Annotated in this window: 19 protein-coding genes; 13 read left to right on the top strand and 6 right to left on the bottom strand. The window is 53.5% G+C overall.

The window, feature by feature from the left end:
- Positions 1-16: 16 nt before the first annotated feature.
- The 3 genes from cyoA to CKO_RS11605 form a co-directional block, all read right to left on the bottom strand.
- Positions 17-964, bottom strand: coding sequence for a cytochrome o ubiquinol oxidase subunit II (gene cyoA, locus CKO_RS11615; RefSeq protein WP_012133550.1), 948 nt, complete (start codon positions 962-964; stop codon positions 17-19).
- 458 nt (positions 965-1,422) lie between these two features.
- Complete coding sequence (gene ampG, locus CKO_RS11610; protein WP_024130594.1) at positions 1,423-2,898, bottom strand: muropeptide MFS transporter AmpG; 1,476 nt, start codon at positions 2,896-2,898, stop codon at positions 1,423-1,425.
- A gap of 44 nt (positions 2,899-2,942) precedes the next feature.
- Positions 2,943-3,521, bottom strand: a complete 579-nt coding sequence (locus CKO_RS11605; protein WP_012133548.1) for a lipoprotein — start codon at positions 3,519-3,521, stop codon at positions 2,943-2,945.
- A 304-nt stretch (positions 3,522-3,825) separates the two neighbouring features.
- Here CKO_RS11605 and bolA point away from each other — a divergent pair, with 304 nt between their 5' ends.
- The 9 genes from bolA to fadM all read left to right on the top strand — a co-directional run bounded on the left by bolA (position 3,826) and on the right by fadM (position 14,193).
- The gene (gene bolA, locus CKO_RS11600) at positions 3,826-4,143 is read left to right on the top strand and encodes a transcriptional regulator BolA (RefSeq protein ID WP_012133546.1); all 318 of its coding nucleotides are present in this window, start codon (positions 3,826-3,828) and stop codon (positions 4,141-4,143) included.
- A gap of 347 nt (positions 4,144-4,490) precedes the next feature.
- Positions 4,491-5,789 carry a trigger factor gene (gene tig, locus CKO_RS11595; RefSeq protein WP_012133545.1) on the top strand — a complete coding sequence of 433 codons (1,299 nt, stop codon included), beginning with the start codon at positions 4,491-4,493 and terminating at the stop codon, positions 5,787-5,789.
- Between the two features lie 246 nt (positions 5,790-6,035).
- The gene (gene clpP, locus CKO_RS11590) at positions 6,036-6,659 is read left to right on the top strand and encodes an ATP-dependent Clp endopeptidase proteolytic subunit ClpP (RefSeq protein WP_003021624.1); all 624 of its coding nucleotides are present in this window, start codon (positions 6,036-6,038) and stop codon (positions 6,657-6,659) included.
- Between the two features lie 129 nt (positions 6,660-6,788).
- Positions 6,789-8,063 carry an ATP-dependent protease ATP-binding subunit ClpX gene (clpX, locus tag CKO_RS11585; protein WP_012133543.1) on the top strand — a complete coding sequence of 425 codons (1,275 nt, stop codon included), beginning with the start codon at positions 6,789-6,791 and terminating at the stop codon, positions 8,061-8,063.
- Positions 8,064-8,246: 183 nt separating this feature from the next.
- Positions 8,247-10,601, top strand: coding sequence for an endopeptidase La (gene lon, locus CKO_RS11580; RefSeq protein WP_012133542.1), 2,355 nt, complete (start codon positions 8,247-8,249; stop codon positions 10,599-10,601).
- A 209-nt stretch (positions 10,602-10,810) separates the two neighbouring features.
- Entirely contained in the window at positions 10,811-11,083 is a 273-nt protein-coding gene (gene hupB / locus CKO_RS11575; RefSeq protein ID WP_003021629.1) for a nucleoid-associated protein HU-beta, read from the top strand.
- Between the two features lie 223 nt (positions 11,084-11,306).
- Complete coding sequence (ppiD, locus tag CKO_RS11570) at positions 11,307-13,178, top strand: peptidylprolyl isomerase (RefSeq protein ID WP_012133541.1); 1,872 nt, start codon at positions 11,307-11,309, stop codon at positions 13,176-13,178.
- A 149-nt stretch (positions 13,179-13,327) separates the two neighbouring features.
- Positions 13,328-13,702, top strand: a complete 375-nt coding sequence (locus CKO_RS11565; protein ID WP_012133540.1) for a helix-hairpin-helix domain-containing protein — start codon at positions 13,328-13,330, stop codon at positions 13,700-13,702.
- A 92-nt stretch (positions 13,703-13,794) separates the two neighbouring features.
- Positions 13,795-14,193 carry a long-chain acyl-CoA thioesterase FadM gene (gene fadM, locus CKO_RS11560; protein WP_012133539.1) on the top strand — a complete coding sequence of 133 codons (399 nt, stop codon included), beginning with the start codon at positions 13,795-13,797 and terminating at the stop codon, positions 14,191-14,193.
- Positions 14,194-14,301: 108 nt separating this feature from the next.
- Here fadM and queC read toward each other — a convergent pair whose 3' ends face one another.
- On the bottom strand, positions 14,302-14,997 hold the full coding sequence (queC, locus tag CKO_RS11555) for a 7-cyano-7-deazaguanine synthase QueC (protein WP_012133538.1): 696 nt from the start codon (positions 14,995-14,997) through the stop codon (positions 14,302-14,304).
- A gap of 27 nt (positions 14,998-15,024) precedes the next feature.
- Entirely contained in the window at positions 15,025-16,761 is a 1,737-nt protein-coding gene (locus CKO_RS11550; RefSeq protein ID WP_012133537.1) for an SgrR family transcriptional regulator, read from the bottom strand.
- Positions 16,762-16,861: 100 nt separating this feature from the next.
- On the opposite strand from CKO_RS11550, the gene cof reads away from it, so the two are divergent.
- A complete protein-coding gene (cof, locus tag CKO_RS11545) occupies positions 16,862-17,680 on the top strand; it encodes an HMP-PP phosphatase (RefSeq protein WP_024130593.1) in 819 nt (272 codons plus the stop codon).
- A gap of 52 nt (positions 17,681-17,732) precedes the next feature.
- On the opposite strand, the gene CKO_RS11540 is transcribed toward cof, so the two are convergent.
- On the bottom strand, positions 17,733-18,788 hold the full coding sequence (locus CKO_RS11540; protein WP_012133535.1) for a PLP-dependent cysteine synthase family protein: 1,056 nt from the start codon (positions 18,786-18,788) through the stop codon (positions 17,733-17,735).
- A gap of 112 nt (positions 18,789-18,900) precedes the next feature.
- Between CKO_RS11540 and decR the strand changes: the two genes are divergently transcribed.
- From decR to CKO_RS11525, 3 genes are read left to right on the top strand one after another with little or no spacing between them, the layout of a single operon-like run.
- Positions 18,901-19,359: a DNA-binding transcriptional regulator DecR gene (gene decR, locus CKO_RS11535; RefSeq protein WP_012133534.1), complete on the top strand. Its 459-nt coding sequence runs from the start codon at positions 18,901-18,903 to the stop codon at positions 19,357-19,359.
- Positions 19,360-19,403: 44 nt separating this feature from the next.
- A complete protein-coding gene (locus CKO_RS11530; protein WP_024130591.1) occupies positions 19,404-21,176 on the top strand; it encodes a SmdA family multidrug ABC transporter permease/ATP-binding protein in 1,773 nt (590 codons plus the stop codon).
- A complete protein-coding gene (locus tag CKO_RS11525) occupies positions 21,169-22,947 on the top strand; it encodes a SmdB family multidrug efflux ABC transporter permease/ATP-binding protein (protein WP_012133532.1) in 1,779 nt (592 codons plus the stop codon). Before CKO_RS11530 ends, CKO_RS11525 begins: the two co-directional genes overlap by 8 nt.
- Positions 22,948-23,149: the final 202 nt, after the last annotated feature.

Genomic DNA, 23,149 nt, shown 5'->3' with positions numbered 1-23,149 from the left:
TTTCTTCCTCGGCCCCTTAGTGAGCGGATTCCGCGTGGCTCATGTCCATGCCTTCCATGCCTTCATGCGAGCTGTGCTCACCTTCCGGTTGGGTCATGTCCATGCTCTTACCGTGAGCCATAAATTTGTTAATGACGTCTTTAAACAAATCCGGTTTCACGTTGGAGAAATATTCCACCTGGTTGTATTCGCTTGGCGCAGCCACTTTCTCGAACGCAGCCATGTCGCTCATGGTGTTCGGTGACTGTTTAGCTTTAGCAACCCACTGGTCGAATGTGGCGCGGTCCGGCGTGGCGATAGCTTTGAACTTCATACCGGAGAAACCAGGGCCGCTATAGCTTGCGGAAATACCATCATAGGTACCGGCTTCGTTGGCGATCAGATGCAGTCGAGTCTGCATACCGGCCATGGCATAAATCTGGCTACCCAGACGCGGGATAAAGAAGGAGTTCATCACGGAGTTGGAGGTCACTTTGAAATAAACCGGAGTGTTCGCCGGGAAGGCGATTTCATTCACGGTTGCAATGCCCTGTTCCGGGTAGATGAAGAACCATTTCCAGTCCATGGAAACCACTTCGATGGTAATGGGCTTCTCGTCATGCGCCAGCGGCTTGCTTGGCTCAAGAGCGTGAGTGGTTTTCCAGGTAAGTACAGCAAGGAAAATGATGATCAGAATCGGCACCGTCCAGACCACAGCTTCCACTTTATTGGAGTGTGACCAGTTCGGGCTGTACTTCGCATCTTTATTGCTCGCACGGTACTTCCAGGCGAAACCAACAGCCATCAAGATGGCGGGAATCACGACAATCAACATCAGGCCAAAAGCCGTCAGTATCAGTGAACGTTGTTCCAGTCCAATCTGTCCTTTGGGGTCAAGAAGTGCAGAATTACAGCCACTGAGTAATGCAGTGCCTGCAATTAATGACAACCATCCCAAACTTTTATTGTATTTCCTGAGTCTCATTTAACGACCTCAATTCCACGGGACCTGGTGGCGTTTAAAGTGTGTGGGCATTTTACGGGAAGGTTACATTACTGTAAACATGATTGGATCTGTGTTACTGGGTTCTGCCGGGCATGTCACATATGTTGCAGGATATGTCGCGTTGACTTTAAGAACCTGTTGCAACATCACGTTATAACGAAAGAGGGCAGGAAGGCAGGACTTGCAGGGTAATTGGTATAACCAATGTAAAATTAAAACAATTGTTTAACAATTAATTATCAACAAAGAGACAAATGAAAAACAAAAAATAAAACTATATTGGCTGAATCGAGTAAGGAAAATAAAATCTATAAAAGGCGTCAATAATTTCCAGATGCTATTGCGCACAAAACAACAAATATTATTTTTCGCAACTGCTGCTTATTTAGCCGTTATAATTTCGCTCTGTTATTACAACGGCAAATAACGTTGCCCGCTTACACAAGACGTGTTTTGCGTAGCGCCAGATAATCCAGCACCCCGCCGAACAAAATGCCGCATATCGCCACCATGACCCCCGCCTCAAGCAGTTCGGGCAGGAAGGAGAAGCGAGTGTAGTCCACGGCGTTCATCGTCAGCAGCAACAGCCATACCGCTAGCAGGCCGCAACCGATCATTAGCGTCAGCAGCGCCAGACCATACGCCCCGCGAAATTCCGTACGGGGGATGAAGCTTTCGCTTTCCCAACTGTGTTCAAGGGTTTGACGACAAACCAGCAGAAGCAGAAGGCCAGGCACGGCCGCTGCGACGGAGAAGAGATAAAACGTGGGCCAGCCATGCGCTTCGACAAACCATCCGGCAACGGGGCCGACATACACGCGTCCCACCGCAGAGAGCGCGGAGAGCAGGGCAAACTGGGTGGCGGAAAACGATTTGTTGCACAGCGTCATTAACAATGCGACAAAGGCCGCCGTTCCCATCCCGCCGCACAGGTTCTCGAAGAAGACCGCTGCGGCCATGCTGAACATATGTTTGTCCGTCACGGAAAGCAGCCAGTAACCGGCGTTGGAAACGCCTTGCAGAATGCCGAAAATCAGCAGCGCGCGGAAAAGGGAAAGGCGCTGCATCAGGATGCCGCCGTACAGCGCGCCGACAATCGTCGCCAGCAGTCCCAGCGTTTTATTGACCACGCCGACTTCACCGGCATCAAAACCAACGCCGCGAATCAAAAAGGTGGTGGTCAGACTCATGGCGAATGCATCGCCCAGCTTATACAGCACGATTAACAACAAGATCAGCCAGGCGTTGTTGCGGCCAAAAAAGTCGCGCAGCGGAGCGGCGACCGCCTGTTCCAGCGTTTTAGGCACTGGAATGGAATCTTCAGGTTCAGGGGCCAGGAGCGTGGCGATAATACAGGGCACAAGCAGCGCCGCCATCAGCCAGTACATCCCCTGCCAGCCGAGCCAGCGATCCGCCAGCCACAGCGCCAGCCCACCGGAGACCAGCATCCCTAGCCGATAGCCCAGTACGCTAATCGCCGCCCCGGTGCCGCGTTCTTCCGCAGGCAGAACATCCGTTTTCCACGCGTCAAAGACAATGTCCTGAGATGCGGAACAGAAGGCGATGATAACCGCCAGCGCCGCCATCCAGCGTAATTGTGTGCCGGGTTCCAGAAAACCCATCGCCGCAATGGCGAGCAGCAGCAGAATCTGCGTGGTAATCAGCCAGCCGCGACGACGACCTAAAAAAGGCGGCGTGTAACGATCCATGACCGGAGACCAGAGGAATTTAAAGACGTAGGCCTGGCCCACCAGAGAGAAGAAACCAATGGTTTTGAGATCGATATTCTCAACGGTCATCCAGGCCTGTAGCGTGCCGGAGGTGAGCGCGAGGGGTAAACCTGATGCAAACCCCAGAATCAACAGGATAGCTGAACGCGGTTGCTGAAAAATACGTAAATATTGGTTGGGCATGGGCATCTACAGGCCCGACAAGCGCCGGGCCATCTGGACAGAAATTAACGTGCGTTCTGCTTAATGAATTCGTGAATGCTGGTGTCCTGAGACATATCAGCGATGGTGTCGGTCAGGACGCTGTTAACCGCGTTGGCGATATTCTGGTTGGACGCCTGGAATGCGCCTTCAACAGAGTAGCTCGCACGGTAGTTTTTCGTCATCTTGTTGCCGTTTGCCGCCGTCGCGATGATGGCGATATCCGCTTTGGTGGCGATGTTGTAGCGAACGTTACCCTGAGATACATCGGCATACAGCTGATTTACGATGATTTGCAGGTTCACAGCGCCGTTCGGCCCTACCATATAACCGCGTGCGGTCATCTGTTTTTCCAGCACTTCTTGCAGCAGGAAGCGCAGATCGCGGGAGGCGGTCAGAGTAACCAGTTGGTTATTACGCGTAACTTTCGCCAGCGCCTGATCCTGACGCTGGTCGGCGCCGTTGATGCTCACAGTAACGCCCATCAGACTTGGATCTTGTTGCGGCAGTGTGATTTTCGGCGATACGTCAATGGTTGTCGGCGGTGTTGCGCACCCTGCCAGCATAACCAGAGCAATTAATGGAAAGAGGATTTTCTTTAACATGTTCGGGCTCTCAGTGACTCTTAAGCGTGATAGATAAAAATTCCCGCCATCATAACATTGCCAACGGCGAGGGGAAGTGGTCAACGCATGTAAATTCATCGCGTTGTCTGTTTTCTGACCCTCGGTACACCTTACTTCGGGTTTTCGCAACCAAATGAATGGATAAGTCAGTAAACTTCATACGTTTGAATGAAAATATCAGACGAACGCTAAATTTTTGTTGTCATGATGTAATGTAAACGGTAAAAGCGGCTAGTATTTAAAGGGATGGGTGACATCTCAGCGTTGTCGGAGGAGATATTTCATGATGATACGTGAGCAAATAGAAGAAAAATTAAGGGCAGCGTTCGAACCCGTGTTCCTCGAAGTTGTGGATGAAAGCTATCGTCACAATGTTCCGGCAGGCTCTGAGAGCCACTTTAAGGTTGTGCTGGTCAGCGATCGCTTCACTGGCGAACGTTTTCTTAATCGCCACCGGATGATTTACGGTACGTTAACGGCAGAACTCTCCACAACCGTACATGCGCTGGCCCTGCATACCTATACCATTAAGGAGTGGGAAGGATTGCAGGATACGATCTTCGCATCGCCTCCTTGCCGTGGCGCAGGAAGCATCGCGTAGAAAAACGCATTTGCAACTGTTGGCGCTTTTCCAGTATGTTGCTACAGATTATGTGAAAACGGCCTGCGGGCCGTTTTGTTTTGTCTGAATTTTGAGCGAGATGTACAGTATTCAGACCAAAATTAGCCGGGAATTGTGAAAAAAGCCGCAGCAACGCGCGATAACCGTTCTCGACTCATAAAAGTGATGCCGCTATAATGCGGCGTCTTATTTTTCGGAATGTCTTCGGGATGATTCTGACGACAGGGAATGTGATTGATGATGAGAACATCCCGGTTCCGCGAAGCCAACAACCTGTGCTTGCGGAGTAGAGTTGACCGAGCACTGTGATTTTTTGAGGTAACAAGATGCAAGTTTCAGTTGAAACCACTCAAGGCCTTGGCCGCCGTGTAACGATTACTATCGCTGCTGACAGCATCGAGACCGCTGTGAAAAGCGAGCTGGTCAACGTAGCGAAGAAAGTGCGTATTGACGGCTTCCGCAAGGGCAAAGTACCGATGAATGTTGTTGCTCAGCGTTATGGCGCTTCTGTTCGCCAGGACGTTCTGGGTGACCTGATGAGCCGTAACTTCGTTGACGCGATCATCAAAGAAAAAATCAACCCGGCTGGCGCACCGAACTATGTTCCGGGCGAATACAAACTGGGCGAAGACTTCACCTACGCTGTAGAATTTGAAGTCTACCCGGAAGTTGAACTGACCGGTCTGGAATCCATCGAAGTTGAAAAACCGGTTGTTGAAGTGACCGACGCCGATGTTGACGTGATGCTGGACACCCTGCGTAAACAGCAGGCAACCTGGAAAGACAAAGACGGCGCTGCTGATGCAGAAGACCGTGTAACCATCGACTTCACCGGTTCTGTTGACGGTGAAGAGTTCGAAGGCGGCAAAGCGTCTGACTTCGTACTGGCGATGGGCCAGGGTCGTATGATCCCGGGCTTTGAAGACGGTATCAAAGGTCACAAAGCAGGCGAAGAGTTCACTATCGACGTGACCTTCCCGGAAGAATATCACGCTGAAAACCTGAAAGGTAAAGCCGCTAAATTCGCTATCAACCTGAAGAAAGTTGAAGAGCGCGAGCTGCCGGAACTGACCGAAGAATTCATCAAGCGTTTCGGCGTTGAAGATGGTTCTGTTGCTGGTCTGCGTACTGAAGTGCGTAAAAACATGGAACGCGAGCTGAAAGGCGCGGTGCGTAACCGCGTGAAGTCTCAGGCGATTGAAGGCCTGGTGAAAGCGAACGACATCGACGTTCCATCTGCGCTGATCGACAGCGAAGTTGACGTTCTGCGTCGTCAGGCTGCACAGCGTTTCGGCGGCAACGAGAAACAAGCGCTGGAACTGCCGCGTGAACTGTTCGAAGAACAGGCTAAGCGTCGCGTTGTTGTCGGCCTGCTGCTGGGCGAAGTGATTCGCACTCAGGAGCTGAAAGCTGACGAAGAGCGCGTTAAAGGTCTGATCGAAGAGATGGCTTCTGCGTACGAAGATCCGAAAGAAGTTATCGAGTTCTACAGCAAAAACAAAGAGCTGATGGACAACATGCGTAACGTCGCTCTGGAAGAGCAGGCCGTTGAAGCCGTTCTGGCGAAAGCGAAAGTGACTGAAAAAGCCACTTCCTTCAACGAACTGATGAACCAGCAGGCGTAATTCGTCGCTTAATTAGCACGAAATTCGCACAAGAGCCCGTCACCTCCAGGTGGCGGGCTTTTTTTTGTCACGCATTTTGCATGGAAGAGTGCGAAAACAGCGTTTCAGTGTTAGCGTTACAACAAAAGATTGTTATGCTTGAATTATGGCGATGCCGTACCCATAACAGAGGGACTAGCTGATAATCCGTCCATAAGGTTACAATCGGTACAGCAGGTTTTTTCAATTTTTATCCAGGAGACGGAAATGTCATACAGCGGCGAACGAGATAACTTTGCACCCCATATGGCGCTGGTGCCGATGGTCATTGAACAGACCTCACGTGGTGAGCGCTCTTTTGATATCTATTCTCGTCTACTTAAGGAACGTGTCATTTTTCTGACTGGCCAGGTCGAAGACCATATGGCTAACCTGATTGTGGCGCAGATGCTGTTCCTGGAAGCGGAAAACCCGGAAAAAGATATCTACCTGTACATTAACTCCCCAGGCGGGGTTATCACCGCAGGGATGTCTATCTACGACACCATGCAGTTTATTAAGCCGGACGTTAGCACGATTTGTATGGGCCAGGCGGCTTCTATGGGCGCGTTCCTGCTGACTGCTGGCGCAAAAGGCAAACGTTTCTGCCTGCCTAACTCTCGCGTCATGATTCACCAGCCTCTCGGCGGTTATCAGGGCCAGGCGACAGATATTGAAATTCATGCCCGTGAAATCCTGAAGGTGAAAGGGCGCATGAATGAACTTATGGCGCACCATACGGGTCAGTCTCTTGAGCAGATTGAACGTGATACCGAGCGCGACCGCTTCCTCTCCGCGTCTGAAGCGGTGGAGTACGGTCTGGTCGACTCGATTTTGACCCATCGTAATTGATGCCCAGGGCGCAGGTGTGCCGCTATAATACTATCCAGGGGCGGCACAACGCTGACAAGCGACTTGCGCCTGAGAATGGCATTTGCGTCGTCGTGTGCGGCACAAAGAACAAAGAAGAGGTTTTGACTCATGACAGATAAACGCAAAGATGGCTCGGGCAAATTGTTGTACTGCTCTTTTTGCGGCAAAAGCCAGCATGAAGTGCGCAAGCTGATTGCCGGTCCATCCGTGTATATCTGCGACGAATGTGTTGATCTATGTAACGACATTATTCGCGAAGAGATTAAGGAAGTGGCACCGCACCGTGAACGCAGTGCGCTGCCGACGCCACATGAAATTCGCAACCATCTGGACGATTATGTTATCGGCCAGGAGCAGGCGAAAAAAGTGCTGGCGGTCGCGGTATACAACCACTACAAACGTCTGCGCAACGGCGACACCAGCAATGGCGTTGAGTTGGGCAAAAGTAACATTCTGCTGATCGGGCCGACCGGTTCCGGTAAAACGCTGCTGGCCGAAACGCTGGCGCGTCTGCTGGACGTACCGTTCACCATGGCGGATGCCACCACCCTGACCGAAGCCGGTTATGTGGGCGAAGATGTTGAGAACATCATTCAGAAGCTGTTGCAAAAATGCGATTACGATGTGCAGAAAGCGCAGCGCGGTATTGTCTACATCGATGAAATCGACAAGATTTCCCGTAAGTCTGACAACCCGTCCATCACCCGTGACGTTTCCGGTGAAGGCGTACAGCAGGCGCTGTTGAAACTGATCGAAGGGACAGTTGCCGCCGTTCCGCCGCAGGGAGGACGCAAGCATCCGCAGCAGGAGTTCTTGCAGGTTGATACCTCTAAGATCCTGTTTATCTGCGGCGGCGCGTTCGCCGGTCTGGATAAAGTGATTGCTAACCGTGTTGAAACCGGCTCCGGCATTGGTTTTGGCGCAACGGTTAAAGCGAAATCCGACAAGGCCAGCGAAGGCGAACTGCTGGCGCAGGTTGAGCCGGAAGATCTGATCAAATTTGGTCTGATTCCTGAGTTCATTGGTCGTCTGCCGGTTGTGGCGACGCTGAATGAGCTGAGTGAAGAAGCGCTGATCCAGATCCTGAAAGAGCCGAAAAACGCCCTGACCAAACAGTATCAGGCGCTGTTTAACCTGGAAGGCGTCGATCTGGAATTTCGTGACGAAGCGCTGGATGCTATCGCGAAGAAAGCGATGGCGCGTAAAACCGGCGCCCGTGGTCTGCGTTCCATCGTTGAAGCGGCGCTGCTTGATACCATGTACGATCTGCCTTCTATGGAAGACGTCGAAAAAGTGGTTATCGACGAGTCCGTCATCGGCGGCCAGAGCAAGCCGTTGCTGATTTACGGCAAGCCGGAAGCGCAGCAGGCATCTGGTGAATAATTAACCAACTCATACAATCAGTTAACGAAAAAGGGGGATTTTATCCCCCCTTTTATTTTTCCGTAAACATGGCGTTGAATGTGTGGGAAACATCCCCATATACTGACATACATGTTAATGGCTGCGTGAAGCACAGTCGCACAGTCTGATTACCTGGCGGACACTAAACTAAGAGAGAGCTCTATGAATCCTGAGCGTTCTGAACGCATTGAAATCCCCGTATTGCCGTTGCGCGATGTGGTGGTTTATCCGCACATGGTCATACCCTTATTTGTAGGGCGGGAAAAATCTATCCGTTGTCTGGAAGCGGCTATGGACCATGATAAAAAAATCATGCTGGTCGCCCAGAAAGAAGCATCAACGGATGAGCCGGGTGTAAACGATCTTTTCACCGTCGGGACCGTGGCCTCAATTTTGCAAATGCTGAAACTGCCTGACGGTACTGTCAAAGTGCTGGTTGAGGGGTTGCAGCGCGCGCGTATTTCTGCGCTGTCAGATAACGGCGAACACTTTTCCGCTAAGGCGGAATACCTTGAATCGCCAGCGATTGATGAGCGCGAGCAGGAAGTGCTGGTGCGCACTGCCATCAGTCAGTTCGAAGGCTACATCAAGCTGAACAAAAAAATCCCACCGGAAGTGCTGACGTCGCTCAATAGCATTGACGATCCTGCGCGTCTGGCGGACACCATCGCAGCCCATATGCCGCTGAAACTGGCGGATAAGCAGTCCGTGCTGGAGATGTCCGACGTTAACGAACGTCTGGAATATCTGATGGCGATGATGGAATCTGAAATCGATCTGTTGCAGGTTGAGAAGCGTATTCGCAACCGCGTTAAAAAGCAGATGGAGAAATCTCAGCGTGAGTACTATCTGAATGAGCAAATGAAAGCCATTCAGAAAGAACTGGGCGAGATGGACGACGCGCCGGATGAAAACGAAGCGCTGAAGCGTAAAATCGACGCGGCGAAAATGCCGAAAGAGGCAAAAGAGAAAGCGGAAGCAGAATTGCAGAAGCTGAAAATGATGTCTCCGATGTCGGCGGAAGCGACGGTTGTACGCGGCTACATCGACTGGATGGTGCAGGTGCCGTGGAACGCGCGTAGCAAGGTCAAAAAAGACCTGCGTCAGGCGCAGGAAATTCTCGACACAGACCATTACGGTCTGGAGCGTGTGAAAGATCGCATCCTTGAGTATCTCGCGGTACAAAGCCGTGTAAACAAAATCAAAGGGCCGATCCTGTGTCTGGTTGGGCCGCCGGGGGTAGGTAAAACGTCTCTGGGCCAGTCCATCGCCAAAGCGACCGGGCGTAAATATATCCGTATGGCGCTCGGCGGCGTGCGTGATGAAGCAGAAATCCGCGGCCACCGCCGGACATACATCGGCTCTATGCCGGGTAAACTGATCCAGAAAATGGCCAAAGTGGGCGTTAAAAACCCGCTGTTCCTGCTCGATGAGATCGACAAAATGTCTTCCGACATGCGTGGCGATCCGGCCTCTGCGCTGCTTGAGGTGCTGGACCCTGAGCAGAACGTGGCGTTCAGCGATCACTACCTGGAAGTGGATTACGATCTCAGCGACGTGATGTTTGTTGCCACCTCCAACTCCATGAACATTCCGGCGCCGCTGTTGGATCGTATGGAAGTGATTCGTCTGTCCGGTTATACCGAAGACGAGAAGCTGAACATTGCTAAACAGCACCTGCTGCCGAAACAGATCGAGCGTAACGCGCTGAAGAAAGGCGAGCTGACGGTTGAGGATAGCGCCATTATCGGCATTATCCGTTACTACACCCGTGAAGCGGGCGTGCGTAGCCTGGAGCGTGAAATCTCCAAACTGTGCCGCAAAGCCGTGAAACAGCTGCTGCTGGATAAGTCGCTGAAACACATTGTGATCGATGGCGATAACCTGCATGACTACCTCGGCGTACAGCGCTTTGACTATGGCCGCGCGGACAACGAAAACCGTGTGGGTCAGGTAACGGGTCTGGCATGGACGGAAGTGGGCGGCGACCTGCTGACCATCGAAACCGCCTGTGTGCCGGGTAAAGGCAAACTGACTTACACCGGTTCTCTCGGTGAGGTTATGCAGGAATCTATTCAGGCGGCGCTGACCGTGGTGCGTGCGCGTGCGGAAAAACTGGGTATTAATCCAGACTTTTACGAAAAACGTGACATCCACGTTCACGTACCGGAAGGGGCGACGCCGAAAGACGGCCCGAGCGCCGGTATTGCGATGTGTACCGCGCTGGTCTCCTGCCTGACGGGTAATCCTGTTCGCGCTGATGTGGCGATGACCGGGGAAATTACCCTGCGAGGCCAGGTACTGCCTATCGGCGGCCTGAAAGAGAAACTGCTGGCGGCGCACCGTGGTGGGATCAAAACCGTGTTAATTCCGTTTGAGAATAAACGCGATCTGGAAGAGATTCCAGACAACGTTATTGCCGATCTGGACATTCATCCGGTGAAACGCATTGAGGAAGTTCTGACTCTTGCGTTGCAAAATGAGCCGTCCGGCATACAGGTTGTCACCGCAAAATAGTGACCTCGCGCAAATAGCGCTAAGAAAAACAGGGCTGGCAGGGCATTTCGTGCTTGCCAGCCTTTTTTTGTATAGCTAATTTAGATGACGGATCGGGCTTGCCATCATTAACGGGTGTTGTAAGGGCATGGCAGGCCTGATATAACTGCTGCGCGGTCGCACTTTGAAGGATTCCGGTGCGATATAAATTATAAAAGAGGAAGAGAAGAGTGAATAAATCTCAACTGATCGACAAAATTGCTGCAGGGGCTGATATCTCTAAGGCTGCGGCTGGACGTGCGTTAGATGCAATTATTGCTTCTGTCACTGAATCACTGAAAGAAGGTGATGATGTAGCGCTGGTAGGTTTTGGTACTTTTGCTGTTAAAGAGCGTGCTGCCCGTACTGGTCGCAACCCGCAAACAGGTAAAGAGATCACCATCGCCGCCGCTAAAGTGCCGGGTTTCCGTGCAGGTAAAGCGCTGAAAGACGCGGTAAACTAAGAGCTTCTCCCCCTGGGGATGTGACAAAGTACAAGGGCGCATCATCTGATGTGCCTTTTTTATTTGTCCAGTACTACTTTATTTGAGTTTATGCTGGTTGTGGGCTGACAATTACCCCGGTTTCTTGTCACAATACAGCTTTCCGCGCAGCGTTCAGAAAACGCTATGCTGCGTGAAGTATGAATACGCAAAACAGTCACCTACAGCGGAGTGTGGTTACACCATGATGGACAGCTTACGCACGGCTGCTAACAGTCTCGTGCTCAAGATTATTTTCGGTATCATTATCGTGTCGTTCATTTTGACCGGCGTGAGTGGTTACCTGATTGGCGGAAGCAATAACTACGCCGCAAAAGTGAATGACCAGGAAATCAGCCGCTCGCAGTTTGAGAATGCGTTTAACAGCGAACGTAATCGTATGCAGCAGCAGCTGGGCGATCAGTATTCTGAACTGGCGGCGAATGAAGGCTACATGAAAACGCTGCGTCAGCAGGTACTGAATCGTCTTATCGATGAAGCCTTGCTGGATCAATACGCGCATGAGCTTAAACTCAGCATCAGCGACGAACAGGTTAAGCAGGCCATCTTTTCAACGGCGGCTTTCCAGGTTGACGGCAAATTTGATAACAACCGCTACAACGCGATTGTGAATCAGATGGGGATGACAGCCGATCAGTATGCTCAGGCATTGCGTAACCAGCTCACCACCCAACAACTGATTGCTGGCGTTGCCGGTACTGATTTCATGCTGAAAGGTGAAACGGACGAGCTGGCGGCGTTAGTCGCGCAGCAGCGTGTGGTGCGTGAAGCGACGATTGACGTGAACGCACTGGCTGCGAAGCAGCAGGCTACCGATCAGGAAGTGTCCAGCTACTACGAGCAGAACAAGAACCGCTTTATGACCCCGGAGCAGTTCCGCGTGAGCTACATCAAGCTGGATGCGGCTGCCATGCAGGAAACGGTCAACGATGCGGATATCCAGTCTTACTATGACCAGCATCAGGATCAGTTCACCCAGCCGCAGCGTAATCGTTACAGCGTCATTCAGACCAAAACGGAAGATGAAGCGAAAGCGGTGCTGGACGCGCTGAACAAAGGCGGTGATTTTGCCGCGCTGGCGAAAGAGAAATCCGCAGATATTATCTCTGCGCGCAACGGCGGCGATATGGGCTGGCTGGAAGACGCCACCACGCCGGACGAACTGAAAAATGCCGGTCTGAAAGAAAAAGGCCAGCTGTCTGGCGTGATTAAATCTTCTGTTGGCTTCCTGGTCGCGCGTCTGGATGATGTTCAGCCTGCGAAAGTGAAACCGCTGAGCGAAGCGCGTGATGACATTGCCGCGAAAGTGAAGCAGGAAAAAGCGCTGGATGCCTATTACGCGCTGCAACAAAAAGTCAGCGATGCGGCGAGCAACGATACCGAATCTCTGGCGGGCGCTGAACAGGCCGCTGGCGTGAAAGCGGTTGAAACCGGCTGGTTCAGCCATGACAACCTGCCAGAAGAGCTGAATTTTAAACCGGTTGCCGATGCTATCTTCAACGGCGGTCTGGTTGGCGAGAACGGTACGCCGGGCAGCAACTCCGATATCATCACCGTGGATGGCGACCGCGCATTCGTGCTGCGCATCAGCGAGCATAAACCTGAAGCGGTTAAGCCTCTGGCTGACGTGAAAGAGCAGGTGGCTGCGCTCGTTAAGCACAACAAAGCAGAGCAGCAGGCAAAACTGGATGCTGACAAACTGCTGGTTGAGCTGAAAGCGGGTAAAGGCGCAGAAGCGATGAAAGCGGCCGGTCTGAGCTTTGGCGAAGCGAAAACGCTGAGCCGTACCGGGCAGGACCCGGTAAGCCAGGCTGCGTTTGCGCTGGGTCTGCCAGAGAAAGATAAGCCGAGCTATGGCGTCGCTAACGATATGCAGGGCAACGTTGTGCTGCTGGCGCTGGACGACGTGAAAGCGGGCTCTATGCCGGAAGAGCAGAAAAAAGCGATGGTTCAGGGTATTACCCAGAATAACGCGCAGATTACCTTTGAAGCGCTGATGAGTAACCTGCGTAAAGCGGCGAAAATCAAAGTCGGCGATGCGTTGGAACAGCAGTAATCACCGAGACGCTTCGCAAAAAACTGCAAAAAGTTGTAACCCTCAAAGGCCGCCTTCGCGGCCTTTTCCATTTCTGATATTTGCTATTTGTTTGCCTTTCTCCGCCCCGCTATCGTGATGCCACTGTTAACACACAAGGAGAAAACAGTATGAAACATGGAATCAACGCACTGCTGGTCACGATGACTCTGGCCTGCGCAGGCATGACGCACAACGCGCTGGCTGCCGGAACGGTAGAGAAAAATCAGGTGGTACAAACAAAGGCGGATTCGTCTGCGTCCGCGCAGACTAAAGCCTCCGTACCTGCAAAGGCCAGTGATGATGAAGGCGCGAGGGTCAGTATCAACACGGCTTCAGCGGAAGATCTGGCGCGGGTGATGAATGGCGTCGGGCTGAAAAAAGCGCAGGCGATAGTCAACTATCGGGAAGAGTATGGGCCGTTTAAAACGGTGGATGATTTAAAGCAGGTTCCGGGGATGGGGAGTTCGCTGGTGGAACGCAATCTGGCGGTGTTGACGCTGTAATAACTTGCACTGTGGCAAAAGTTTGCCAGGATAATGAGGTCATACCAGTTATGGCCTCTGTTCCTATAACAACAACGTAAGGTTATTGCGCTATGCAAACACAAATCAAAGTCCGTGGTTATCACCTTGATGTTTATCAGCACGTTAATAATGCCCGCTATCTTGAGTTTCTTGAAGAAGCACGCTGGGATGGGCTGGAAAACAGTGACAGCTTTCAATGGATGACGGCCCGCAACATCGCTTTTGTGGTGGTGAATATTAATATTAACTACCGTCGCCCCGCCGTGCTGAGCGATCTGCTGACCGTCACCAGTCAGGTGCAGCAGTTAAACGGGAAGAGCGGCATTTTAAGCCAGGTCATTACGCTTGAGCCGGAAGGGCAGGTTGTGGTGGACGCGCAGATTACTTTTGTCTGTATTGATTTGAAAACGCAGAAAGCATTGCCGCTGGAAGGTGAATTACGCGAGAAACTGGAGCAGATGGTGAAGTAACGGAAAGTTGCCTGATGGCGCTTCGCTTATCAGGCCTGCGGGCGACATTGACCACGGTGAATGTCGCCAGGCCGGATAAGGTGCGTGCACCGCCATCCGGCAAAACGATCACTTTAACCCTGTTTTCTGCTTCATTGCCGCCATCACTGCCGGTTTATCCGCCAGATAATGGTTCAGGCCGTTGGCGCGCAGATTACAGGCGGCGCACTGCCCACAACCGTCACCTTTGATGCCGTTATAACAGGTCAGCGTCTCTTCACGCACCAGATCCAGCTTGCCCCAGTAATCAGCGAGTGCCCAGGTTTCGGCTTTATCAATCCACATCAGCGGGGTTTCAAAGCGAATATCCTTCGCCATACCCAGGGTGACGGCATGATTCAGCGCTTTGACAAACTCATCGCGGCAGTCCGGGTAGCCGGAGAAATCTGTCTCGCAAACGCCGGTGATCACCGCTTCGGCTTTCACCTGATAGGCGTAAATCGCCGCCAGAGTCAGAAACAGAATATTACGCCCAGGGACAAACGTATTCGGAATACCGTCGGCATCCGGTTCATAGTCCGGTACGGGAATGTTATCGCGCGTCAGGCTACTGACCGCCAGTTCGCTCAGCAGCGTTACGTCCAGCACCTTATGCGCACGCGCGCCGAGTTTTAAGGCTAGATCACGTGCAACATCAATCTCAGCGCGATGACGCTGACCATAATCAAAGGTGACGCAGTGCACTTCATCATACTGATGCAGCGCTTGCGCCAGACAGGTTGTGGAGTCCTGGCCTCCACTGAATACAACGACGGCACGTTTCATAACTTATCCTGACAAAAACGAAAAACGCTATGGTAGCGCCTGCGGATGGCCGCGACCAGCTTCTTCACCGCGCGGCGGCGGAAGCCATGCTTTCTCAAACTCAAACCAGCCGCGTGGATTGAGTTGAACGCCATTGACGCCCGGCGGCGCGCTAATACGGTAGTGATAGTTAAAAAGCGGCGTAAGCGTGGCGTCATTCATCAGACTCGTGAATACCTGTTGTAACGCAGTATAGCGGTCGTCTTCACCGGGCTGCGTTTGTAAGGCATCCAGCGTGGCCTGAAGATGGGCGAAAGCAGGGGCATCCAGCACATGCGGCCAGAGTTGATCGCAGCGTAGCCACTGCTCAAGCGTATATTCCGGCGCTTCGCCAATCAGCCTGTCGCCCATCATGAGATCCGCTTTTGCCAGCGAAGGGCAGTTATCCCAGTTTTTCGCGTTGTGGAAAATCAACGTTAATTCACAGCCGAGCGTTGCCAGATATTGCTGGAGTTGCTCCGCCATGGTGTGCAACTCAACGGGAAGGTGGTAAACCAGCGTCAGTTTTTTCGGTAATTCAACGGATTCCAGCCCCTTCCATTTCGGCATTACCCAGCCTGGCAGCAGCGCGTTGCTGGGCGTGATCAGATTTTCATCTACCGGCAGCGTCTGTAATAACGACGTATGATGAATGATGTCTACCAGGCGACGCGCCTGTTGCAGGCTGAGTTTCGAGCCTTTTTTAAGCGTCAGGTAGCAAAATCCCAGGCTAATACCGCTGCTCACCTGGCTAAGTGAGGCCAGCTCCTCAGGGTTGCCGATGGCGATCTGTACCGGATGGCGGCAGCTGGTGCCTAAATCCTGGTCAAAAAGCTGAGGCGTGATCCAGTATTCAATCGCCTTTAGCAGCGGGTGGCAAAGATGATAATTGTCGTGGCTTTCCAGGCGTACCAGCTCCGGCGTAAATAACGTCAGCCGAAAAGGTCCGGTGCCTGACAGCGGCTGATGCGGGTGCGCCAGGTGGCTACAGTAGCTTGCCAGACGGTGCGCCAGCCAGTAATCAGGGCGATGGAGAATGAACGTCAGGCATTGCAGATGGGTGACTTCAATCCGCTTGACGCTGATAAACAATTTATTGAGGGCTGGCAGGTCAAGCAGCATCAGCAGGCGTGCGTGCAGCTGCGCAGTTTCTACCGTATCGCCATTATGCCAGTGCAGGGTAGAGCGAATATAAAAATCCCAGCGCATACCGTCGGCGGAGATATCCCAGTGATGTGCTAAATCCCCGCAGGGGCGCTGGCTGGCGTTGTCAAAGCGGGTGAGGCCGGAGAAAATTTGTCCCGCAAGATGCTGTTCTGCGCGACCGGGCAGAAATCCCGGATGCAACGGGTCCAGCGGACGATAGTAGGGAATACGCAGGGTTGGCGTGTCGTTTTGCCACTGCCCGCCCATAAACGGTTGCAGCATGGTACGCAGTTCGCCTGGCGCCAGCTGTGCCAGCTCCAGCACATTAAGCTGCTGACCTTTTTCCAGCGCTTGTTCCATCATGGTATTGCGCAGTGACTCCGGCGTGACCAGAAATTGCAGTTTACCGCGCTTACCCCGCCCGGATTGCGCCTCCCATGTTAACCAACCGGCTTCCTGCGCCTGGCGTAGTAGCGTACGGATGTGGCGTTCGCTACAAAAACAGCGCTCCGCCAGTTCCCCAACGGTGACCGACTGAGGTTCTCCGGCTGAGGGCTGCCAGAGACGTTGATATTGTTTTAAACGGTTGAGAAGTCGCATTGAAACCCGGAACAATTCATTTTATCTATTCACTATTACTTCCGTATATCTCAGGTGATACTCAATCACAAGTTAATTGCGTCACAGTGTGGAGAAAGAGATGGCTCGTCTGGCTGCATTTGATATGGATGGCACGCTTTTGATGCCAAACCACCATCTGGGTCATGAGACCCTTGCAACGCTGGCGCGCCTGCGTGAACGCGATATCACTTTGACGTTTGCGACCGGTCGGCATGTGCTGGAAATGCGGCATATTCTGGGGGCCATCTCAATGGATGCGTTTTTGATAACCGGCAACGGGACGCGCATTCATTCGCAGGAAGGCGATATGCTGCATCGCCAGGATCTGGACCCCGCCATTGCGGATCGCGTATTGCACCAGGCGTGGGATACCCGGGCCAGTATGCACGTATTCAACGATAACGGCTGGTTTACGGGGAGCGCGATCCCCGCGCTATTACAGGCGCATGTCTACAGCGGGTTCCACTATCAGATCGTGGATGTCAAACGTATCCCGGCCCACCAGGTCACTAAGATCTGTTTCTGTGGCGATCACGACGATCTGATCCGGCTGCGTATTCAACTGAATGAGGCGCTGGGCGAGCGGGCGAATCTCTGCTTTTCCGCTGTGGATTGTCTGGAAGTGCTGCCGCTCGGCTGTAATAAAGGTTCCGCGCTGGCGGTATTAAGCGACCATTTGGGGCTGTCGCTGACGGAATGCATGGCGTTTGGCGATGCGATGAACGATCGCGAAATGCTGGAGAGCGTGGGACGTGGTTTGATTATGGGCAACGCGATGCCGCAACTGATCGCTGAACTGCCTCATCTTTCAGTGATTGGCCATTGTCGTAATCAGGCGGTCTCTCACTTTTTAACGCATTGGCTGGATAATCCGCATCTACCTTATTCCCCCGAATGAGCGATCCTTTCCAGCAAGCCAGGCCCGTAAAGCCTGGCTTTTTTTATGCCGCTTAACGGACGTTCAGCAGTTGGGCAATTTCCGCCTGCCACGGCGCTAAATCGCCAATGTGATCGTTAACCCACTGGGGATTGTAATAGGTGTCGAGATAGCGTTCGCCGCTGTCACACAGCAGCGTGACGAGAGAACCGGTCTCTCCGGCGTCGCGCATTCTGGCTGCGATCTGCAACGTTCCCCACATATTAGTGCCGGTGGAGGCGCCCACTTTACGGCCCAGCTGTGTTTCCAGCCAGTGCGCGGTCGCGACGCTGGCGGCGTCGGGTACGCGCAGCATTTCGTCCACCACATCCGGGATGAAGGAGGGTTCCACGCGCGGGCGGCCAATCCCCTCAATTTTGCTGCCCACCGGGCTGCGCAATGTGGCGTCGCGATCCTGCCAGTAGGGCAGGAAGACCGAGTTTTCCGGGTCAACCACCATCAGGCGCGTGTCATACCCATGACAGCGAATATAGCGGCCAATTGTCGCTGACGTGCCGCCCGTCCCCGCGCTCATCACGATATGCTTCGGCACCGGATTAGGCTCACGCTGCATCTGATGGAAAATACTGTCGGCGATATTATTGTTGCCGCGCCAGTCGGTGGCGCGTTCGGCATAGGTGAACTGATCCATATAGTGACCGTTCAGTTCGTGCGCCAGCTGCTCAGAGGCGGCGTAAATCTCGCAGGCGCTTTCGACAAAGTGGCAGCGACCGCCATAAAACGCAATTTGTTCGATTTTGCGTTTTGCCGTGCAGGAAGGCATTACCGCGATAAACGGCAGGCCGAGCAGTCGGGCGAACCAGGCTTCGGAAACCGCCGTTGAACCGGAGGAGGATTCAATAATGGTCGTGTTTTCTTTAATCCAGCCGTTACACAACCCATACAGGAACAATGAACGCGCCAGACGGTGCTTCAGGCTGCCGGTCGGATGGGTGCTTTCATCCTTCAGGTAGATCTGGATGCCCGGAAACGCTGGTAGCGACAACCGGATCAGATGCGTGTCGGCTGAACGCTGATAGTCAGCGTTAATTTCATTAATGGCGTTTTTAACCCAGGTGCTATTCATCATTAATTTCCATTTGTCATTTTGTGCCCAGATTAGCGAAAAGCACGGAAAAAATTGTTGCCATTTCACCTTTAAAATAGAATGTAGGGAGAAAAATCTTCTCTGTGGGGTGGGTATGTTAGATAAAATTGACCGTAAGCTGCTGCTTTTGTTGCAGCAGGACTGCACCCTCTCTTTGCAGGCGCTGGCCGATGCCGTTAATCTGACCACCACACCCTGCTGGAAACGGCTGAAACGTCTGGAAGACGACGGCATTCTCCTCGGTAAAGTCGCGCTGCTGGACCCGGAGAAATTGGGCCTGGGGTTAACGGCGTTCGTACTGATCAAAACCCAGCATCACAGCAGTGAATGGTACAGCCGCTTCGTGACGGTGGTCACCGAAATGCCGGAAGTGCTGGGGTTCTGGCGTATGGCCGGGGAATACGACTATCTGATGCGGGTTCAGGTAGCAGATATGAAGCGTTATGACGACTTCTACAAACGTCTGGTGAACAGTGTTCCGGGATTGTCAGACGTAACGTCGAGCTTTGCGATGGAACAGATTAAGTACACAACCGCTCTGCCTATTGAATAATTCTCCCGGAAAATATTGCTGGAAATCATGTCAGGATATAACGCGTGCGATTATTTGCTCAATTAAGCTGGTACTTCCGTCGGGAGTGGCGTCGCTATCTCGGCGCCGTGGCCTTGCTTATCATTATCGCTGTCCTTCAGCTGATCCCGCCCAAAGTGGTCGGGATCGTTGTGGATGGCGTCACTGCGCAACATTTCACTACCGGTCAGGTATTGATGTGGGTGGGCACGATGGCCATGATTGCGGTAATCGTCTATTTGTTGCGCTATGTCTGGCGCGTGCTGCTGTTCGGCGCCTCTTATCAACTGGCGGTTGAACTGCGTGAAGATTACTACCGCCAGCTCAGTCGTCAGCATCCTGAATTTTATCTGCGACACCGCACCGGCGACTTAATGGCGCGCGCGACTAACGACGTCGATCGTGTCGTCTTTGCCGCCGGGGAAGGAGTGCTCACGCTGGTGGATTCGCTGGTGATGGGCTGCGCTGTGCTGATCGTGATGTCAACGCAGCTCAGTTGGCAACTGACGCTGTTCGCGCTGCTGCCTATGCCGATTATGGCGCTGATGATCAAGCGCTACGGCGACCGTCTGCATAACCGCTTCAAACTGGCGCAGGCGGCGTTTTCCAGTCTGAACGATCGTACCCAGGAGAGCCTGACCAGCATTCGCATGATCAAAGCTTTTGGCCTTGAAGATCGACAGTCGTCGCTGTTTGCGGCGGACGCGGAAGATACCGGGAAGAAAAATATGCGGGTAGCACGTATCGACGCCCGTTTTGATCCCACGATTTATATTGCCATCGGCATGGCTAATCTGCTTGCCATCGGCGGCGGAAGCTGGATGGTAGTGCACGGTACGCTGACGCTTGGGGAACTGACCAGCTTTATGATGTACCTCGGGCTGATGATCTGGCCTATGTTAGCGCTGGCCTGGATGTTTAACATTGTGGAACGCGGTAGCGCAGCGTACAGCCGTATCCGCGCGATGCTGGCGGAAGCGCCGGTCGTCAACGACGGAACGGAGGCGGTGCCGGAAGGGCGGGGAGCGCTGACGGTCTCCATTCGTGAATTCAGCTACCCGCAAACCGCGCATCCGGCGCTGGAAAATGTGCAATTCCAGCTTGAGCCAGGGCAGATGCTGGGGATCTGCGGGCCGACGGGCGCGGGGAAAAGCACTCTTCTTTCGCTTATTCAGCGCCATTTCGATATTACGCAGGGGGATATCCGTTTTCATGATATTCCGCTGACGCGCTTGCAGCTTGATAGCTGGCGCAGTCGCCTGGCGGTCGTCAGCCAGACGCCGTTCCTGTTCTCCGACACGGTCGGCAATAACATCGCGCTGGGGCGCCCAAACGCGACGCAGGAAGAGATTGAACAGGTGGCGCGGCTGGCCAGCGTGCATGAGGATATTTTGCGTCTGCCTCAAGGATATGACACCGAAGTGGGCGAACGCGGCGTCATGCTATCTGGCGGGCAAAAACAGCGCATTTCTATTGCGCGCGCGTTACTGCTCAATGCGGAAATCCTGATTCTGGATGATGCGCTGTCGGCGGTGGATGGCCGTACCGAACACCAGATTCTGCATAATTTACGCCAGTGGGGAGAGGGGCGCACCGTGATTATTAGCGCGCACCGCTTATCCGCTCTGACGGAAGCCAACGAGATTATCGTGATGCAGCATGGCCATATCGCCCAGCGTGGCGATCACGATGAATTAGTGCTGCAAACGGGCTGGTATCGCGATATGTATCGCTATCAGCAACTGGAGGCGGCGCTGACTGACGCTCCTGAAATCAACGAGGAGACGGCAGATGCGTAGTTTTGGACAGTTATGGCCGACCCTGAAAAGGCTGCTGGCGTATGGTTCGCCGTGGCGTAAACCGCTTGCCATCGCCGTGGTGATGCTGTGGATCGCGGCAGCGGCGGAAGTCAGCGGCCCGTTACTTATCAGCTACTTTATCGACAATATGGTCGCGAAGAGCCACCTGCCTCTGGGCATGGTCGCGGGGCTGGTGGCGGCGTACATTGGCTTACAGTTTCTGGCGGCGGGGCTGCATTATGCGCAGTCGCTGTTGTTTAATCAGGCGGCCGTCGGCGTAGTGCAACAGCTGCGTACCGATGTGATGGATGCCGCTTTGCGCCAGCCACTGAGCGCCTTTGACACGCAGCCGGTGGGGCAACTGATCTCTCGCGTGACCAATGATACGGAAGTCATCCGCGACCTTTACGTTACGGTCGTGGCGACGGTGCTGCGTAGCGCGGCGTTAATTGGCGCGATGCTGGTCGCCATGTTCAGCCTCGACTGGCGGATGGCGCTGGTCGCGATGGCGATTTTCCCGGCGGTGCTGGTGGTGATGGTGATTTACCAGCGCTATAGCACGCCGATTGTGCGCCGCGTGCGGGCATATCTGGCGGACATCAATGATGGCTTCAATGAGGTCATTAACGGCATGAGCGTCATTCAGCAGTTCCGCCAGCAGGCGCGGTTCGGCGAGAGAATGGGGGAGGCCAGCCGCTCGCACTATATGGCGCGGATGCAGACCCTGCGACTGGACGGCTTTTTATTGCGCCCGCTGCTCAGCCTTTTTTCCGCGCTGATCCTCTGCGGATTACTGATGCTGTTTAGCTTTACCTCGCGCGGCACCATTGAAGTCGGGGTGTTGTACGCCTTTATCAGCTATCTGGGGCGTCTGAACGAGCCATTGATTGAACTGACGACCCAACAGTCGATGTTGCAGCAGGCTGCGGTGGCGGGGGAGCGCGTATTCGAACTGATGGACGGCCCACGCCAGGATTATGGTCGGGATGAGCGCCCGTTGCAGTCGGGCAGGATTGACGTTGATGATGTCTCCTTCGCCTACCGTGACGACAATCTGGTGCTGCAAAACATTACGCTCTCCGTTCCGTCGCGCAGCTTTGTGGCGCTGGTCGGGCATACCGGCAGCGGCAAGAGTACCCTCGCCAGCCTGCTGATGGGGTATTACCCGCTTACACAGGGAGACATTCGCCTTGACGACCGTTCGCTGTCAACGTTGAGCCACGGGGTTTTACGTCAGGGAGTCGCGATGGTGCAGCAGGACCCGGTGGTGATGGCGGATACGTTCCTGGCGAACGTTACGCTGGGGCGCGATATTTCGGAGGAACAGGTCTGGCAGGCGCTGGAAACCGTGCAACTGGTGGAGCTGGCGCGTAGTCTGAGCGAGGGTATCCACACCCGGCTGGGCGAGCAGGGCAATAATCTGTCCGTCGGGCAGAAACAGCTGCTGGCGCTGGCGCGGGTGCTGGTTGATACGCCGCAGGTTCTGATTCTGGATGAAGCCACCGCCAGCATTGACTCCGGTACTGAGCAGGCGATTCAGCAAGCGCTGGCGGCAGTGCGTGAACACACCACGCTGGTGGTGATTGCACATCGCCTGTCAACCATTGTTGATGCGGACACCATTCTGGTGCTGCATCGCGGGCAGGCGGTCGAGCGCGGTACGCATCAACAACTGCTCGAAGCGCAAGGGCGTTACTGGCAGATGTACCAACTACAGCTTGCCGGTGAAGAGCTGGCGGCCAGCGCGCGTGAGGAATCGCTCAGCGCCTGATGGTGCTGCGCTTATCAGGCCTACGGACAATGCGCTCTTGTAGGCCGAATAAGGTGCTTACGCCGCCATCCGGCAATCAACAATCTGGTGCAAAAATGTAACGTACCATGCACCGTTATAGTGCGTTTTTTCTTTTCCTTCCCCTGCCGTACCCTACAAGCCTGAATTATCCCGCGTTTTTCATTTCTGGCACACCCCTTGC

This window comes from Citrobacter koseri ATCC BAA-895 (assembly GCF_000018045.1).
GTDB classification, from domain to species: Bacteria; Pseudomonadota; Gammaproteobacteria; order Enterobacterales; family Enterobacteriaceae; genus Citrobacter_B; species Citrobacter_B koseri.
The sequence above is the reverse complement of the archived record's forward strand: the minus strand, read 5'-3'. Positions and strand labels throughout refer to the sequence as shown.

What these genes read in the sequence shown, in the direction of transcription:
- fadM (WP_012133539.1), top strand. Translation starts at nt 13,795, where the DNA reads ATGCAAACACAAATCAAAGTCCGTGGTTATCACCTTGATGTTTATCAG.
- queC (WP_012133538.1), bottom strand. Translation starts at nt 14,997, where the DNA reads ATGAAACGTGCCGTCGTTGTATTCAGTGGAGGCCAGGACTCCACAACC.
- CKO_RS11605 (WP_012133548.1), bottom strand. Translation starts at nt 3,521, where the DNA reads ATGTTAAAGAAAATCCTCTTTCCATTAATTGCTCTGGTTATGCTGGCA.
- lon (WP_012133542.1), top strand. Translation starts at nt 8,247, where the DNA reads ATGAATCCTGAGCGTTCTGAACGCATTGAAATCCCCGTATTGCCGTTG.
- clpP (WP_003021624.1), top strand. Translation starts at nt 6,036, where the DNA reads ATGTCATACAGCGGCGAACGAGATAACTTTGCACCCCATATGGCGCTG.
- CKO_RS11540 (WP_012133535.1), bottom strand. Translation starts at nt 18,788, where the DNA reads ATGATGAATAGCACCTGGGTTAAAAACGCCATTAATGAAATTAACGCT.
- cof (WP_024130593.1), top strand. Translation starts at nt 16,862, where the DNA reads ATGGCTCGTCTGGCTGCATTTGATATGGATGGCACGCTTTTGATGCCA.
- CKO_RS11565 (WP_012133540.1), top strand. Translation starts at nt 13,328, where the DNA reads ATGAAACATGGAATCAACGCACTGCTGGTCACGATGACTCTGGCCTGC.
- tig (WP_012133545.1), top strand. Translation starts at nt 4,491, where the DNA reads ATGCAAGTTTCAGTTGAAACCACTCAAGGCCTTGGCCGCCGTGTAACG.
- decR (WP_012133534.1), top strand. Translation starts at nt 18,901, where the DNA reads ATGTTAGATAAAATTGACCGTAAGCTGCTGCTTTTGTTGCAGCAGGAC.
- clpX (WP_012133543.1), top strand. Translation starts at nt 6,789, where the DNA reads ATGACAGATAAACGCAAAGATGGCTCGGGCAAATTGTTGTACTGCTCT.
- cyoA (WP_012133550.1), bottom strand. Translation starts at nt 964, where the DNA reads ATGAGACTCAGGAAATACAATAAAAGTTTGGGATGGTTGTCATTAATT.
- ampG (WP_024130594.1), bottom strand. Translation starts at nt 2,898, where the DNA reads ATGCCCAACCAATATTTACGTATTTTTCAGCAACCGCGTTCAGCTATC.
- CKO_RS11550 (WP_012133537.1), bottom strand. Translation starts at nt 16,761, where the DNA reads ATGCGACTTCTCAACCGTTTAAAACAATATCAACGTCTCTGGCAGCCC.
- bolA (WP_012133546.1), top strand. Translation starts at nt 3,826, where the DNA reads ATGATGATACGTGAGCAAATAGAAGAAAAATTAAGGGCAGCGTTCGAA.
- ppiD (WP_012133541.1), top strand. Translation starts at nt 11,307, where the DNA reads ATGATGGACAGCTTACGCACGGCTGCTAACAGTCTCGTGCTCAAGATT.
- CKO_RS11525 (WP_012133532.1), top strand. Translation starts at nt 21,169, where the DNA reads ATGCGTAGTTTTGGACAGTTATGGCCGACCCTGAAAAGGCTGCTGGCG.